At 72.8% G+C, this 14,931-nt stretch carries 13 protein-coding genes and 1 pseudogene; 8 read left to right on the top strand and 6 right to left on the bottom strand.

Going from position 1 to position 14,931, the window contains the following annotated elements; translation table 11 throughout:
* Window positions 1-4: 4 nt before the first annotated feature.
* Window positions 5-133: pseudogene (locus RM812_RS43370) on the top strand (DUF7848 domain-containing protein); the annotation flags it as partial.
* A gap of 88 nt (window positions 134-221) precedes the next feature.
* Here RM812_RS43370 and RM812_RS26390 read toward each other — a convergent pair.
* Window positions 222-566: a DUF3817 domain-containing protein gene (locus RM812_RS26390; protein WP_311576880.1), complete on the bottom strand. Its 345-nt coding sequence runs from the start codon at window positions 564-566 to the stop codon at window positions 222-224.
* A 225-nt stretch (window positions 567-791) separates the two neighbouring features.
* On the opposite strand from RM812_RS26390, the gene RM812_RS26385 reads away from it, so the two are divergent.
* The 4 genes from RM812_RS26385 (at window position 792) to RM812_RS26370 (ending at window position 3,428) form a co-directional block, all read left to right on the top strand.
* A complete protein-coding gene (locus RM812_RS26385; RefSeq protein ID WP_311576872.1) occupies window positions 792-1,424 on the top strand; it encodes an AIM24 family protein in 633 nt (210 codons plus the stop codon).
* 2 nt (window positions 1,425-1,426) lie between these two features.
* Complete coding sequence (locus RM812_RS26380; protein WP_311576867.1) at window positions 1,427-2,077, top strand: AIM24 family protein; 651 nt, start codon at window positions 1,427-1,429, stop codon at window positions 2,075-2,077.
* The gene (locus tag RM812_RS26375; protein WP_311576864.1) at window positions 2,074-2,850 is read left to right on the top strand and encodes an AIM24 family protein; all 777 of its coding nucleotides are present in this window, start codon (window positions 2,074-2,076) and stop codon (window positions 2,848-2,850) included. The genes RM812_RS26380 and RM812_RS26375 overlap by 4 nt, the downstream gene beginning before the upstream one ends.
* Window positions 2,851-2,951: 101 nt before the next feature.
* Entirely contained in the window at window positions 2,952-3,428 is a 477-nt protein-coding gene (locus RM812_RS26370; protein WP_311576860.1) for a MarR family winged helix-turn-helix transcriptional regulator, read from the top strand.
* A gap of 34 nt (window positions 3,429-3,462) precedes the next feature.
* On the opposite strand, the gene RM812_RS26365 is transcribed toward RM812_RS26370, so the two are convergent.
* Complete coding sequence (locus RM812_RS26365) at window positions 3,463-4,878, bottom strand: sensor histidine kinase (protein WP_311576857.1); 1,416 nt, start codon at window positions 4,876-4,878, stop codon at window positions 3,463-3,465.
* The gene (locus tag RM812_RS26360) at window positions 4,875-5,597 is read right to left on the bottom strand and encodes a response regulator transcription factor (RefSeq protein WP_311576853.1); all 723 of its coding nucleotides are present in this window, start codon (window positions 5,595-5,597) and stop codon (window positions 4,875-4,877) included. The genes RM812_RS26365 and RM812_RS26360 overlap by 4 nt, the downstream gene beginning before the upstream one ends.
* Window positions 5,598-5,722: 125 nt before the next feature.
* Here RM812_RS26360 and RM812_RS26355 point away from each other — a divergent pair, with 125 nt between their 5' ends.
* A complete protein-coding gene (locus RM812_RS26355; RefSeq protein WP_311576851.1) occupies window positions 5,723-6,364 on the top strand; it encodes a PepSY domain-containing protein in 642 nt (213 codons plus the stop codon).
* Here RM812_RS26355 and RM812_RS26350 read toward each other — a convergent pair.
* The 3 genes from RM812_RS26350 to RM812_RS26340 all read right to left on the bottom strand — a co-directional run bounded on the left by RM812_RS26350 (window position 6,297) and on the right by RM812_RS26340 (window position 9,996).
* Window positions 6,297-7,592 carry an MFS transporter gene (locus RM812_RS26350; RefSeq protein WP_311576849.1) on the bottom strand — a complete coding sequence of 432 codons (1,296 nt, stop codon included), beginning with the start codon at window positions 7,590-7,592 and terminating at the stop codon, window positions 6,297-6,299. The genes RM812_RS26355 and RM812_RS26350 overlap by 68 nt on opposite strands.
* A 187-nt stretch (window positions 7,593-7,779) precedes the next feature.
* Complete coding sequence (gene meaB / locus RM812_RS26345) at window positions 7,780-8,736, bottom strand: methylmalonyl Co-A mutase-associated GTPase MeaB (RefSeq protein WP_311576846.1); 957 nt, start codon at window positions 8,734-8,736, stop codon at window positions 7,780-7,782.
* 54 nt (window positions 8,737-8,790) lie between these two features.
* Window positions 8,791-9,996, bottom strand: a complete 1,206-nt coding sequence (locus RM812_RS26340) for an acetyl-CoA C-acetyltransferase (RefSeq protein WP_311576843.1) — start codon at window positions 9,994-9,996, stop codon at window positions 8,791-8,793.
* A gap of 149 nt (window positions 9,997-10,145) precedes the next feature.
* On the opposite strand from RM812_RS26340, the gene mce reads away from it, so the two are divergent.
* Window positions 10,146-10,586: a methylmalonyl-CoA epimerase gene (gene mce, locus RM812_RS26335; RefSeq protein ID WP_311576840.1), complete on the top strand. Its 441-nt coding sequence runs from the start codon at window positions 10,146-10,148 to the stop codon at window positions 10,584-10,586.
* A gap of 233 nt (window positions 10,587-10,819) precedes the next feature.
* The gene (gene scy / locus RM812_RS26330) at window positions 10,820-14,800 is read left to right on the top strand and encodes a polarized growth protein Scy (RefSeq protein WP_311576836.1); all 3,981 of its coding nucleotides are present in this window, start codon (window positions 10,820-10,822) and stop codon (window positions 14,798-14,800) included.
* Window positions 14,801-14,931 lie beyond the last annotated feature (131 nt).

Below are 14,931 nucleotides of genomic sequence, written 5' to 3'. Positions count from 1 at the left end.
GGAACCGTCCGGCCCCCAGGGTGATCCAAACGACCCCCAGGACTGGGCGCTACAGCACCCCCGACGCACCACCGGACGCGAGTTGTTCCGGCGTGAGCTCACCGACCACGCTCACGTGGCCCGCGACGCCTAGAGCCCCCAGCCTCTGAGCCTGACGGCGTCGGCCACCTACTCCCCCACGTCCTCGCCGACGCCGAGCGGCGTCACGGAGAAGGCGACGATCATGCGCCCACGATCCCTTCCTGGCGGGCGCGGGAGGCGATGACCGCGTTCTCGGCCTCACGCTTGAGCTTGCGCTCGGCGAAGAAGCCGCCGGTCGGCAGGACGGAGAGGACGAAGTAGAGGGCGGCGGTCTTCAGCGGCCACTTGGCGCGGTTCCAGGCGTCGGCCCAGAAGATGACGTACAGAACGAAGAGGACGCCGTGGATCATGCCCATCACCGGCACCGCGTTGAAGTCCGTGGTCCGCTTCAGGACGGAGCAGACGAGCAGCAGGATGAACGAGATCGCCTCGGGGCCCGAGACCAGGCGGAGGCGGCGGAGGGCGGTGGCGGTCTTGAGGTCCACGGGTCACCTTCGGTGGGAGAGGGATGAGAGGGATCGGTACATCGGCGCGCCGAAGCAGCTATTTGTGAACGCACGCACAAGCGCGCGTCCATTGTGGCAAACCCCCGACGCGCCCGGGCGAGGGGGGCGGAGCCGGACAGGCCCCGGGGGGTGGGATCAGGGTCGTCTCCGCCCCGGGGACCTGTCGGGAGGCCCGGACGGCGACTACCTTTCCCATTTGTGGCGATGTTCCGACTTCAAGGCAGCAAGGTACTCGCCGTCGACATGACCGGAGACGCCGTGAAGGCGAAGAACGGCTCGATGGTCGCGTACGACGGGGAGGTGACCTTCAAGAAGCTGAGCGGCGGCGGTGAGGGCATCCGGGGGATGGTGACCCGGCGGATCACCGGTGAGCAGATGACGGTGATGGAGGTGAAGGGGCACGGGACCTGCTGGTTCGCGGACCGGGCGTCGGAGATCAACCTCGTCGGCCTCCAGGGCGACAAGCTGTACGTCGAGTCGAGCAACTTCCTGGCGGCCGACGCCGGGCTGCGGACGGGCACCAGTTTCACGGGGACGCGCGGCGCCTCGCAGGGCAACGGGCTGTTCACCACGACCGTCGAGGGCCACGGGCAGGCGGCGATCATGTCGGACGGCCCGGCGGTGGTGCTGCGGGTCAGCGCGCAGTACCCGCTGACCGTCGACCCGGGGGCGTACGTCGCGCACCAGGGGAACCTGCGGCAGACCTTCCAGTCCGGTGTGACGTTCCGCACGCTGTTCGGGGAGGGCGGCGGGGAGGCCTTCCAGATCCGCTTCGAGGGCGACGGGCTGGTGTACGTGCAGCCGAGCGAGCGGAACACGATCGCGGGGGATGTCTGACCATGGCCTTCCAGGAGATCAACACCAGGATGGTGCGGGCCACCGTGGCGCCCGGGCAGCGGCTGTTCAGTCAGCGCGGCGCGATGCTCGCGTACCAGGGCGAGGTGTCCTTCACCCCGAACCTGCGGGGCGGCCAGGGCGGCGTCATGTCGATGATCGGCCGCCGGGTCGCGAACGAGGACACGCCGCTGATGACCGTCGAGGGCAGCGGCACGGTGTTCTTCGGGCACGGCGGCCACCACGTCCAGGTGATCAACCTCGCCGGCGACACCCTGTACGTGGAGGCGGACCGCCTGCTCGTCTTCGAGGGCACCCTGGAGCAGGGCACGGTGTTCCTGGGCGCGCAGGGCGGGGTGATGGGCATGGTGCGCGGCCAGGTCAGCGGGCAGGGGCTGTTCACGACCAGCCTGAGAGGGCACGGCGCGGTGGCGGTGATGGCCCACGGGGGCGTCTTCGAGGTGCCCATCACCCCGCAGCGGGCGGTGCACGTCGACCCGCAGGCCTACGTCGCCCACCACGGCGACGTCCGCAACAAGCTGTCCACGGCGCTGGGCTGGCGGGACATGGTGGGGCGCGGCTCCGGCGAGGCGTTCCAGCTGGAGCTCAGCGGCAGCGGCACGGTGTACGTCCAGGCCTCGGAGGAGAAGTTGTGAGCACCGTTCACCACGATCCGGTGACCCTGCCGGCCGACGACAACGTCAACCCGTACACCTTCTGCGTGGAACTCGAGGGGGGTCAGTGGTTCCTGCAGAAGGGAAAGATGATCGCCTACTACGGGTCGATCGACTTCAACGGAGTCGGGCACGGCCGGCTGGACCGTCTGCTGCGCACGTCCTTCCATTCGCCTCTGCACGCGAGTGACTGGGTCGTGGCCGAGGGCTCGGGCAAGATGCTCCTCGCCGACCGGGCGTTCGACGTGAACTCGTACGACCTCGAGGACGGCAATCTGACCATTCGCTCGGGCAACTTGCTCGCTTTTCAGCCAAGTCTTGCCCTCAAGCAGTCGATCGTGCCGGGTTTTCTGACCCTGATCGGGACCGGGAAGTTCGTGGCCGCGTCGAACGGTCCCGTGGTGTTCGTGGAACCCCCGATCCGGGTCGACCCGCAGGCCCTGGTCGGCTGGGCCGACTGCCCGTCGCCCTGCCACCACTACGACCACGGGTACATGACCGGCCTGCTGGGCGGCCTACGTGCGATGACGGGCCTGGGCGGGGCCTCCGGGGAGGAGCACCAGTTCGAGTTCGTGGGAGCGGGGACGGTGCTGCTGCAGTCCAGTGAGGTCCTGATGGCGGAGCAGGCCGCGGGGGTCGCTCCCCAGCAGGCGGGAGTGCCCGGCGGCGGGGCTCCCGGCGTACCGGGAGGGCGGTCGGGGGTACCGGGGCTTCCCGGACAGCTGGGGGACCTCCAGCGCCGCTTCGGGCTGTGAGCGGTAACCTGCGGAGTGTGACATCGAACGCGTGCGCACCGTCACCGTCACGGAGAATCCCTCACTAGTTCGCCTTTCAACCTTTTAGGTAGACTTCATTCATGGAGACCGAGACGGCCACCCGCTGGCTGACCGAGACGGAGCAGTGTGCCTGGCGCACCCACCTGGAGGTCAACAGGCTGTTGACGCACCAGCTGGAAAGGGACCTGCAGCCGTTCGGCCTGACGATGAACGACTACGAGATCCTGGTGAACCTCTCCGAGTCGGAGGGCGACAGGATGCGCATGAGCGACCTGGCCACCGCCACGATGCAGTCCAAGAGCCGCCTCTCCCACCAGATCACGCGCATGGAGAACGCCGACCTGGTCCGGCGGGAGAACTGCGAGTCCGACCGCCGCGGGCTCTACGCCGTGCTCACCGAGCACGGCCTGCAGACGATGCGGAAGGTCGCGCCGCACCATGTGGCATCCGTGCGCAGGCACTTCATCGACCTGCTGGCCCCCGAGGACCTGGCGGAGCTCGACAAGGCACTGAAACCCGTCGCGGAGCACCTGCGCGGGCAGCGGGGACGTTCCTGACCGCGTCCCCGGCGGCCCCGACGGCCCCGACGGCCTAGGCGCCCGGCAGGCGGAGCTCGAACAGGGCCCCGCCCGCCGGCGCGTCGTGGACCGTGAGGGTGCCGCCGTGCCGTACGGCGACGTCGCGGGCGATGGCCAGGCCCAGCCCGGCGCCGCCGTCGTCGCGGCTGCGGGCGGCGTCGAGCCGTACGAACCGTTCGAAGATCCGCTCCCGGTCGGCCGCCGGCACACCCTCGCCGTCGTCGGCCACCGCGACCACGGCCAGCCCACCGTCCCGCCGCACGGACACCTCCACCGCCGACCGGGCGTGCCGCTGGGCGTTGTCCAGCAGATTGGCCAGCACCCGTCCGAGCTGCCCCCGCGATCCGGCCACGGTGACCTCGCCCCCGGCCCGCACGCTCACCCCGGTCCGGCCCCCGGCCTCCTCCCGCGCGAGCGCGGCGAGGTCGACGCGCGCGTCGGCGGGCCGCTCCCCCGCGTCCAGCCTGGCCAGCAGCAGCAGATCGGCGGCGAGCCGCTGCAGCCGTACGGTGTCCGCCACGGCGCCGTCGAGGTCGAGCAGCTCCGGGTGGGCGGCGGCCACCTCGAGCTGGGTGCGCAGCGAGGCGATCGGGCTGCGCAGCTCGTGCGAGGCGTCGGCGACGAACCGCCGCTGCCGCTCCACCGAGGACTCCAGGGCGGCCAGCGTCTCGTTGGTGGTCGAGGCGAGCCTGGCCACCTCGTCGTGGGTACCCGGTACCGGGACGCGGCGCGCGAGGTCCTCGCTGGCGGTGATCGCGGCCATCTCCCGCCGGATGCCCTCCACCGGGCGCAGCGCACGCCGGGTGACCAGCCAGGTCACCCAGGCGACGACGGCGAGCAGCACCGGGAAGCCGATCAGCATGACGGTCAGCGCGGTGTTCACGGCGCCGTGTTCGGCGGACAGCGGGGCACCGGCGTAGACGGTGAGGAGGCCCCGGTCCTCGGTCTCCACGGGGACGGCGGCGAAGCGGTAGTCCTCCGCGTCGCCGTCGATGGTCGCCGAGCCGTCGCTGACGGTCGTCCGCTCCCCGATCTCACCGGGTCCGAGCGACTCGCCGGAGTCGTCATCGTCCTCGTCCGCCTCGTCGTGCTCGCCGTCCCGAGGAGCGGCCGGCTGCGGCTTCACCGCGGTGACGCCCGTCCCGCTGATCCGCTCCAGGTCCTCACTGGCGGCGACCAGCCGGCCGTCCTCGTCGACGACCTGCACCGGCCGGTCGTCCACCAGCGACAGGTCCCCGTACGGCGTCCCGACGGCCAGTTCCGTCGCGACCTCCCGCGCGGAGCGCTCCGCCTGGGTGCCGGCCTCGCCGAGCAGGTTGGAGCGCAGGGACAGCAGGACGGCGGTACCGGCCGCGACGAGGGCGACGGCGACCACGAGCGTCGCGGCGAGCGTGGCCCGGGCCCGGACGGACCCGAACAGGCGGCTCATCGCCCGCCCTCCAGCCGGTATCCGGCGCCGCGCACGGTCTCGATGAGGCCGGCGCGCAGCTTGCGCCTGAGGGCACTGACGTAGACCTCGACGATGTTGGGGTCGCCGGCGTAGGCGAAGTCCCAGACGTGCTCCAGGATCTCCGCCTTGGAGACGACCTGCCCGGCCCGCACCACGAGCTGCTCCAGGACCGCGAACTCCTTCGCGGTGAGCGTGACCTCGCCCTCGCCGAGGAAGACCCGGCGCGCGGCGGTGTCGACCTTCAGGTCGCCGAGGACGTGCACGGGCGAGGCCCCGGCCCCCTGGGCGCGTCGCCGCAGCAGGGCCTTCACGCGGGCGACGAGGACGACGTACGAGAAGGGCTTGGTGAGGTAGTCGTCCGCGCCCGTGTCCAGGCCCTCCGCCTCGTCGTACTCGCCGTCCTTGGCGGTGAGCATCAGGATCGGCACGTCGTGCCCGGCCGCGCGCAGGGCGGCGCAGACGCGGTAGCCGTTGAGGCCGGGCAGCATGATGTCGAGGAGGACGAGGTCGTACGTGCCCTCGCCGGCCCGGTGCAGGCCCTCCCGGCCGTCGTGGACGACGTCCACGGCGTAGCCCTCGGCGGTGAGGCCCTTGGCGAGCGACAGGGCGAGGCGCTTCTCGTCCTCCACGATCAGGATTCGAGAGGGGCGGCGCGCAGCGCCTTGGGCAGGGTGGTGGTGGGTGACGGGTGGGCGCATGAATAGAGGGTCGCAAAGCCAAGCTGAAGATCCCTTCAGGCGGCTTCAGCCTGGCCTCAGCGTCGGTCCGCGACAGTGAAGGCGTCCACATCGGAGTGATTGTGAACGACTTCGGAGGAACCCGCATGAAGCGCAACATCGTGATCGCCGCCGTCACCGCCGCCGCACTGGTCGGAGGCGGTACGGCGACGGCCCTGGCGAACACCGGGGACGACGACGCCGGTGCGACACGTCAGGCGGACGACCGGGACGGTGCCGCCCGCGTGTCCTCCACGAAGGTGACGGTGGCCGACGCCGTGGCCTCCGCCCTGCGGGAGGCACCCGGCACGGCCGTCTCCGCCGAACTGGACGCCGAGGACGGCGACGACGGCGACGACGGCGAGCGCGCCGCCTGGGAGGTCGACGTCCTCGCCGGTGACGGCACCTGGCACAGCGTGTGGATCGACCCGGCCGACGGCAGGGTCCTCGGCTCGGAAACGGACGACGAGGACGACACCGACGAGGTGCGGGCCGCGCTGAAGGGGACGTCCGTGGACGCCGCCGAGGCCGCGCGGGCCACGGCCGGCCATGGCACCGTGACCTCCGTCGAGCTGGACGAGGACGGTCACTACGGCGACGGCAGGGCGGCCTGGGAGGTCGAGACGCGGTCCTCCGGCGAGGGCGAGCAGGACTGGCGGGTCGACCCGAAGACCGGCAAGGTCACGGCCGATCGCTCACACGACTCGGACCACTCGGACTCGGAAGACTCCGACTCGGACGACGACTGAACCACCCCGTCCGTTCACCGGTCCGACCGCGGCGGCGCCCCGGCACCAGCGCCGCCGCCGCGGCGACCGCGCCGGACACCGCGAAGCACACCGGCAGCGGCAGCCGTTCCACCAGCAGGCCCACCGCCGCGGCGCCGGCGGAGCCCCCGGCGTTCACGGCCGTGTTGCACCAGGCACCCGCCCGGGTCCGGAAGCCGGGCGCGGCGCTCTCGTCGGCGATCAGGTACGCCGTCGTCAGCGCCGGCGCCACGAAGAACCCCGCGCAGGCGACGGCCGCGACCAGCGTGCCGACACCGGGGGCGAGGCCCGCGGCGGCCAGGCACAGGCCGAGGCCGGCCGTGAGGAACGGCAGCCGGGCGCGGGCGGACGAGCTCCAGGCGACGGCGCCGTTCAGCAGACCGCCGACCGCGCTGCCCGCCGACAGTGCCGCGAGCACCCAGGCGACGGTGCCGCCCCCGAGGCCGCGCTCTCCCGCGAAGGCGACGACGAGGAGGTCGACGGCGCTCACCGAGACGCCGACGCCCGCGGCGACGACGACGGGTTGCAGCAGGGCCCGCCCCTGCCCCGCTCCACCCCGGGCGGCCGGTGCGGAGCCGTCCTTCTCACGTCCCGCCGGACGCAGCACGCCCGCCGCCGGTGACGTGACGAAGGCGAAGGTGCCCACCGCCACCAGCAGCGCGCTGAGCACGACGCCGACGACCGGTGGAGCGACGCCGACCACCACGCCGACCAGGAGCGGACCGGAGACGAAGAGCAGTTCCTCGGCGACGCCGTCCAGGCTGTAGGCGCGCTGCACCATGGCCCGGTCGGGCAGTAGTTCGGCCCACACCGCGCGCATCGTGGGACCGAGCGGGGGCGTGCAGGCGCCCGCGAACGCGGCGGTCCCGGCGAGGACGGCCGCGGGTGTGCCCGGGCGCCAGCAGGCCGCCGCGAGCACGCAGAGCAGAGCGGCGTACAGCAGGGCCATGGGGAGCAGGGCCCTGCGCGGCCCGTGCCGGTCGACCAGGGCCGCGCGGTAGGGGGACAGGAAGACGCCGGTGGCACCGAAGAGCGCCATGACGATGCCGGCCATGGCGTACGACCCGGTGGACCGGGTCAGGGAGAGCATCAGGGCAAGGGAGACCGTGCCGTACGACAGCCGGCCGACGAGGGCGGCCGTGAAGGTGCGGCGGGCATGGGGGACACGGAGGACGGCGGCATACGAGGGCCGCGGAGAGGGCGTGGACACGCGAAGGGTTCCTCAGAACGGAGGCAGCAAGGGGACGCCGAAGCGCGCGACGGCCGGGTGCGGCGGTCGCGTGCGGGGCGGGCCCTATGCCAAGAGGAGGAACACGCGGGTCAACGTACCAGCGCGGCCCGGTGGCCGCACCGGGTTTTCGGGGTACCGGCCGGCGTCGTTCGGGTACCGGCCGGCGTCAGCCGTTCGTCAGCCCCGCCACCAGTTCGTCCGCCGCGCGGTACGGGTCCAGGTCGCCCGCCACGATCCGTTCCGCCAGCGTGCCCAGGCGCCGGTCGCCGTGGAGGTCGCCGATGCGTTCGCGCAGGGTGGTGACGGCGATGGTCTCGACCTCGCGGGCGGCGCGGGCCCGGCGGCGTTCGGCGAGGACGTCCCGCTCCTCCATCCACGCGCGGTGCTTCTCCAGCGCCTCGACGACCTCGTCCACGCCCTCGCCGCGTGCGGCGACCGTCTTGACGATGGGCGGGCGCCAGTCGCCGGGACCGCGGGACTCACCGAGGCCCAGCATGTGGTTCAGCTCGCGGGCGGTCGCGTCGGCGCCGTCCCGGTCGGCCTTGTTGACGACGTAGACGTCGCCGATCTCCAGGATTCCGGCCTTGGCCGCCTGGATGCCGTCGCCCATGCCCGGGGCGAGGAGGACGACGGAGGTGTCGGCCTGGGAGGCGATCTCGACCTCCGACTGCCCCACGCCCACCGTCTCGACGAGGATCACGTCGCAGCCGGCCGCGTCCAGCACCCGGATGGCCTGCGGCGCGGCCCAGGCGAGGCCGCCGAGGTGGCCGCGGGTCGCCATCGAGCGGATGTAGACGCCGGGGTCGGAGGCGTGCTCCGACATGCGGACGCGGTCGCCGAGCAGGGCGCCGCCGGAGAAGGGGGAGGACGGGTCGACGGCGAGGACGCCGACCCGCTTGCCCTGCTTGCGGTACGCCGTCACCAGCGCCGAGGTGGACGTCGACTTGCCGACCCCCGGGGAGCCGGTCAGACCGACCACGTACGCCCCGCCGGTCAGCGGCGCGAGGGCCGCCATGACTTCCCTGAGCTGCGGGGACGCCCCCTCCACCAAGGAGATCAGCCGGGCCACGGCCCGCGGCCGGCCTTCTCTGGCCTGGGCGACCAGCGAGGAGACGTCCTGCATCACAGCTCCGTTCGGCTTCGTTCGGCTCGTTCGGTGAGAAGTCGTACCGCGGGCTCAGGCCTTGGGTACCCGCACGATCAGCGCGTCACCCTGCCCGCCGCCACCGCACAGCGCCGCCGCGCCGACCCCGCCGCCGCGCCGCTTCAGCTCCAGCGCCAGGTGGAGCACGAGCCGGGCGCCGGACATGCCGATCGGGTGACCCAGGGCGATGGCGCCGCCGTTGACGTTCACCTTTTCGGTGGAAACGCCAAGATCCTTCATTGACTGCACCGCGACGGCGGCGAAGGCCTCGTTGATCTCGATCAGATCCAGGTCGCCGACCTCCAGCCCCTCCTTCTTCAGAGCGTGCCGGATGGCGTTCGACGGCTGCGACTGCAAAGAGTTGTCCGGCCCGGCCACATTGCCGTGCGCACCGATCTCCGCGATCCACTCCAGGCCCAGCCCCTGCGCCTTGGCCTTGCTCATGACGACCACGGCCGCCGCGCCGTCGGAGATCTGCGAGGAGGAGCCCGCGGTGATCGTGCCGTCCTTGGAGAAGGCCGGACGCAGCCTGCCGAGCGACTCGGCGGTGGTGTCGCCGCGGATGCCCTCGTCCTTGCTGAACAGCACCGGGTCGCCCTTGCGCTGCGGGATCTCGACCGGGGTGATCTCGGCCTCGAAGACGCCGTTCTTCTGGGCGGCCGCGGCCCGCTGGTGGGACAGGGCGGCGATCTCGTCCTGGGCCTCGCGGGCGATGCCGAGGCGGGTGTTGTGCTTCTCCGTGGACTCGCCCATGGCGATGCCCTCGAAGGAGTCGGTCAGACCGTCGTACGCCATGGCGTCGATCATCTGGACCGCGCCGTACTTGAAGCCCTCGCGGGACTTCGGCAGCAGGTGCGGGGCGTTGGTCATGGACTCCTGACCGCCGGCGACGATCACGTCGAATTCACCCGCGCGAATGAGCTGGTCGGCGAGCGCGATGGCGTCGAGGCCGGACAGGCACACCTTGTTGATCGTGAGCGCCGGGACGCTCATGGGGATGCCGGCCTTGACGGCGGCCTGACGGGCCGGGATCTGCCCGGCACCGGCCTGGAGCACCTGCCCCATGATCACGTACTGGACCTGGTCGCCGCCGATCCCCGCACGGTCGAGGGCGGCCTTGATCGCGAAGCCGCCGAGGTCGGCCCCGGAGAAGGACTTCAGCGAGCCGAGCAGCCGCCCCATCGGGGTGCGCGCACCCGCGACGATGACGGAGGTCGTGCCGTTCGTTGCAGAAGACATGAGCTGCGATCCCCTTTTCCGGCCCGCACAGGCCCAGGAGTGAACGAGGGTTTACTTGAATGTACTGAGCGGTATCCCGCCCGTCACCCGGCGGTCGGTGTGATCGCGCGCACGTTGCGTAACCACCTCCGGAGCGCTGCACTGAATCCATGCTGACGCGAATCGACCACATCGGAATCGCCTGCCGCGACCTCGACACGACCGTCGAGTTCTACCGTGCCACCTACGGCTTCGAGGTGTTCCACACCGAGGTCAACGAGGAACAGGGGGTGCGTGAGGCCATGCTCAAGATCAATGACACGTCCGACGGCGGCGCCACCTACCTGCAGCTCCTCGAACCGACCCGCGAGGACTCCGCGGTCGGGAAGTGGCTGGCGAAGAACGGCGAGGGCGTCCACCACATCGCGTTCGGTACGCCGGACGTGGACGCGGACGCCGCGGAGGTCCGGGGCAAGGGCGTACGCGTCCTGTACGACGAGCCCCGGCGCGGTTCCATGGGGTCGCGGATCACCTTCCTGCACCCCAAGGACTGCCATGGCGTACTGACAGAACTGGTCACTTCGGCGGCCGTTGGGACACCTGAGACCTGACCCGCGTACAAAGGGGCCGGTAGGGTTGGGTGCGGTCGCCGCTCAGTCCAGGGTGACCCGGTCCTGTCGTCGACGGCGGCGGGATCGCCGGGGTCGTGTTTCGGGGGGCGGGCGACGGGGCGGCAGCCCGTGCTCCGCCGTTGATCTGACACCATTCCCCGGGGGCCCCGTTCGGCGGACGGACGGAGCTCGTTCTAAGGGATTTGCGACCAGGGGACGGATGGGACCGCGCAGTGCGGGGCTACGAGAGCCAGGAGCGAGAGCCGGCGGCTGACGTCGACCACCTCTCTCGGTTCGAGGCCGAGATGAAGCGGCTGAGGACCGAGCGGGAAAAGGCGATCCAGCACGCCGAGGACCTCGGCTACCAGGTCGAGGTGCTGCGCGCCAAGTTGCACGAGGCGCGGCGCACCATCATGTCCCGGCCCGCCTTCGACGGCGGCGACATCGGGTACCAGGCCGAGCAGTTGCTGCGCAACGCGCAGACGCAGGCCGAACAGTTGCGCGCGGACGCCGAGCGGGAGCTGAGCCAGGCCCGGGCGCAGACCCAGCGCATCCTCCAGGAGCACGCCGAGCAGGCCGCCCGGCTTCAGGCGGAGCTGCACCAGGAGGCGGTGTCCCGGCGCCAGCAGCTGGACCAGGAGCTGGCCGAGCGCCGCCGGACCGTCGAGTCGCACGTCAACGAGAACGTGGCCTGGGCGGAGCAGCTGCGTGCCCGCACCGAGCAGCAGGCCCGCCGGCTGCTCGACGAGTCCCGCGCCGAGGCCGAGCAGGCCATGGCCGCGGCCCGCGCGGAGGCCGAGCGGCTGACCTCCGAGGCCCGGCAGCGGCTCCAGAGCGACGCCGAGACCGCCCGCGCCGAGGCCGAGCAGATCCTGCGCCGGGCCCGCACCGACGCCGAGCGGCTGCTGAACGCCGCCTCCACGCAGGCGCAGGAGGCCACCGATCACGCGGAGCAGCTGCGCAGCTCCACGGCCACCGAGTCGGAGTCCGCCCGCCGTCAGGCCCAGGAGCTGAGCCGGGCCGCCGAGCAGCGCATGACCGAGGCCGAGGAGGCGCTGCGCAAGGCGCAGACCGAGGCCGAGAAGCTGGTCGCCGAGGCCAAGGAGTCCGCGGCCAAGGCCCTGGCGAGCGCCGAGTCGGCCAACGAGCAGCGCACGCGCACCGCCAAGGAGCAGGTCGCCCGGCTGGTCAGCGAGGCCACGAAGGACGCCGAGTCGACGAGGTCCGAGGCCGAGCAGCTGGTCGCGGACGCCCGCGCCGAGGCCGAGAAGGTCGTCGCCGAGGCCGTCGAGAAGGCCCGTACGCTCACCGCCGAGGAGTCGGCCACCCAGCTCTCCAAGGCGGCCAAGACCGCCGAGGACGTGCTGAACAAGGCGTCGGAGGACGCCAAGCGGACCACGAAGGCGGCCACCGAGGAGGCCGAGCGGATCCGCACCGAGGCCGAGGCCGAGGCGGACCGGCTGCGCGCCGAGGCGCACGACATCGCCGAGCAGCTCAAGGGCGCGGCGAAGGACGACACCAAGGAGTACCGGGCCAAGACGGTCGAGCTCCAGGAGGAGGCGCGCCGGCTGCGGGGCGAGGCCGAGCAGCTGCGCGCCGACGCGGTCGCCGAGGGCGAGAAGATCCGCGCGGAGGCCCGCAAGGAGGCCGTGGCGCAGATCGAGGAGGCGGCCAAGACCGCCGAGGAACTGCTCGCCAAGGCCAAGGCGGACGCGGACGAGCTCAGGCAGACCGCGACGGCGGACAGCGAGAAGGTCCGCACCGAGGCCATCGACCGGGCGACGACCCTGCGCCGGCAGGCCGAGGAGACCCTGGAGCGCACCCGCGCCGAGGCCGAGCGGCACCGTACGGAGGCCGCCGAGCGCGCCGAGGAGCTCCAGGCGGACGCCGAGCGGGCCGCCCGCGAGCTGCGCGAGGAGACCGAGCGGGCCGTCGAGGCCCGTCGCACGGAGGCCGCCGAGGAGCTGACGCGGCTGCACACCGAGGCCGAGGAGCGCCGTACCGCCGCGGAGGAGGCGCTGGCCGAGGCCCGTGAGGAGGGCACGCGGATCCGCCGCGAGGCCGCCGAGGAGAGCGAGCGGCTGCGCACCGAGGCCGCGGAGCGGATCCGTACGCTCCAGCAACAGGCCGAGACGGAGGCCGAGCGGCTGCGCACCGAGGCCGCCGCGGACGCCTCCGCCTCCCGCGCGGAGGGCGAGGCCGTCGCCGTACGGCTGCGCTCGGAGGCCGCCGGTGAGGCCGAGCGGCTGAAGTCGGAGGCGCAGGAGAGCGCCGACCGGGTGCGGGCGGAGGCGCAGGCCGCCGCCGAGCGCATCGCCACCGAGGCGTCCGAGACGCTGGCCGCCGCCCAGGAGGAGGCCGCCCGGCGCCGCCGCGAGGCCGAGGAGCTGCTCGGCTCCGCCCGCCAGGAGGCCGACCAGGAGCGCGAGCGGGCCCGCGAGCAGAGCGAGGAACTGCTGGCCTCGGCGCGCAACCGCGTGGAGGAGGCGCAGGCCGAGGCGGTCCGGCTGGTCGAGGAGGCCGACCGGCGCGCGACCGAGATGGTGTCGGCCGCCGAGCAGCACGCGCAGCAGGTACGGGACTCGGTCGCCGGGCTGCACGAGCAGGCCCAGGAGGAGATCACCGGGCTGCGCAGCGCCGCCGAGCACGCGGCGGAGCGCACCCGGCGCGAGGCCGAGGAGGAGGCGGACCGGGTCCGCGCCGACGCCTACGCGGAGCGGGAGCGGGCGAGCGAGGACGCCGGCCGGCTGCGGCGCGAGGCGCGGGAGGAGTCCGAGGCCGCCAAGGCGCTGGCCGAGCGGACGATGTCCGAGGCGATCGCGGAGGCCGAGCGGATCCGGACGGACGTGTCCGAGCACGCCCAGCGGGTGCGCACGGAGGCGTCGGACACGATCGCCCAGGCGGAGCAGGCCGCGTCGCGCACCCGGGCGGACGCCCGCGAGGACGCCAACCGCATCCGGTCCGACGCGGCGACGCAGGCGGACACCCTGATCACCGAGGCGCGCTCCGAGGCGGAGCGGCTCACCACCGAGACGGCCGCCGAGACCGACCGGATCCGGACGGAGACGGTCGCGGAGGCGGAGCGGGTCCGCACCGAGGCGGCGAACGAGGCCGAGCGGGTCCGCACCGAGGCGGCCGACGAGGCGGAGCGGCTGCGCACGGAGACGGTCGCCGAGGCCGAGCGGGTCCGGGCCGAGGCCGCCGCCCAGGCCGAGCAGCTGCTCTCGGAGGCCGCCGGGGAGGCTGAGCGGCTGCGGGCCGAGGCCGCCGATACGGTCGGCTCCGCGCAGCAGCACGCCGAGCGGACGCGCACCGAGGCCGAGCGGGTCCGCCAGGAGGCCGCGGCGGCGGCCGAGCGGGTCACCGCGGCCGCGCGCGAGGAGGCCGAGCGCACCCTCGACGAGGCCCGCCAGGACGCCAACAAGCGGCGCTCGGAGGCCGCCGAGCAGGTCGACACGCTCATCACGGAGACCACGGCCGAGGCCGACAAGCTGCTCACCGAGGCTCAGCAGCAGGCCCAGAAGGCCACCGCGGACGCCGAGTCGCAGGCCGACACGATGGTGGGCGCGGCCCGCGCGGAGGCCGAGCGGATCGTCGCCCAGGCGACGATCGAGGGCAACACCCGCGTGGAGAAGGCCCGTACGGACGCGGACGAGCTGCTGGTCGGCGCCCGCCGGGACGCGACCGCCATCAGGGAGCGCGCGGAGGAGCTGCGCGAGCGGCTCACCGTGGAGATCGAGGAGCTGCACGAGCGGGCCCGCCGCGAGGCCGCCGAGACGATGAAGTCGGCCGGCGACCGCTGTGACGCGCTGATCAAGGCCGCGGAGGAGCAGCTCGCCAAGGCGGAGGCGAAGGCCAAGGAGCTGGTGTCGGAGGCCAATTCCGAGGCCGGCAAGGTGCGCATCGCCGCCGTCAAGAAGGCCGAGGGGCTGCTGAAGGAGGCCGAGGCGAAGAAGGCCTCGCTGGTCCGGGAGGCCGAGGAGCTCAAGGCCGAGGCGGTCCGGGAGGCCCGGCGCACGGTCGACGAGGGCAAGCGCGAGCTGGAGATCCTGGTGCGGCGCCGCGAGGACATCAACGCCGAGATCTCCCGGGTGCAGGACGTGCTGGAGGCGCTGGAGTCCTTCGAGGCGCCGGCCGGTGGCAAGGACGGCGGGGTCAAGGCGGGAGCCACGGTGGGTGCCCCACGTTCGGGTGGTAAGTCGTCAGACGGCTAGCGCTCGGGGTGGGTTCGGTGTCTCCTGGAGATCTTTGGCCGAGTTCGGCCCGGCCCCTTGCCGAGAGCTCTGGCAAGCCGTCCGGGGGTCAGCCACCCAAAAGAGGTGTCATTCTCCGTATCAAACGTGCA

Source organism: Streptomyces lancefieldiae (genome assembly GCF_031845825.1).
Lineage (GTDB): Bacteria > Actinomycetota > Actinomycetes > Streptomycetales > Streptomycetaceae > Streptomyces > Streptomyces lancefieldiae.
This window is presented reverse-complemented; position numbering and strand designations above follow the sequence as displayed.

Excerpts from the sequence above, each read along its gene's own strand:
- RM812_RS26365 (WP_311576857.1), bottom strand. The coding sequence starts at position 4,878 with ATGAGCCGCCTGTTCGGGTCCGTCCGGGCCCGGGCCACGCTCGCCGCG.
- mce (WP_311576840.1), top strand. The coding sequence starts at position 10,146 with ATGCTGACGCGAATCGACCACATCGGAATCGCCTGCCGCGACCTCGAC.
- meaB (WP_311576846.1), bottom strand. The coding sequence starts at position 8,736 with ATGCAGGACGTCTCCTCGCTGGTCGCCCAGGCCAGAGAAGGCCGGCCG.
- RM812_RS26370 (WP_311576860.1), top strand. The coding sequence starts at position 2,952 with ATGGAGACCGAGACGGCCACCCGCTGGCTGACCGAGACGGAGCAGTGT.
- RM812_RS26355 (WP_311576851.1), top strand. The coding sequence starts at position 5,723 with ATGAAGCGCAACATCGTGATCGCCGCCGTCACCGCCGCCGCACTGGTC.
- RM812_RS26380 (WP_311576867.1), top strand. The coding sequence starts at position 1,427 with ATGGCCTTCCAGGAGATCAACACCAGGATGGTGCGGGCCACCGTGGCG.
- RM812_RS26340 (WP_311576843.1), bottom strand. The coding sequence starts at position 9,996 with ATGTCTTCTGCAACGAACGGCACGACCTCCGTCATCGTCGCGGGTGCG.
- RM812_RS26385 (WP_311576872.1), top strand. The coding sequence starts at position 792 with ATGTTCCGACTTCAAGGCAGCAAGGTACTCGCCGTCGACATGACCGGA.
- RM812_RS26360 (WP_311576853.1), bottom strand. The coding sequence starts at position 5,597 with ATGCGCCCACCCGTCACCCACCACCACCCTGCCCAAGGCGCTGCGCGC.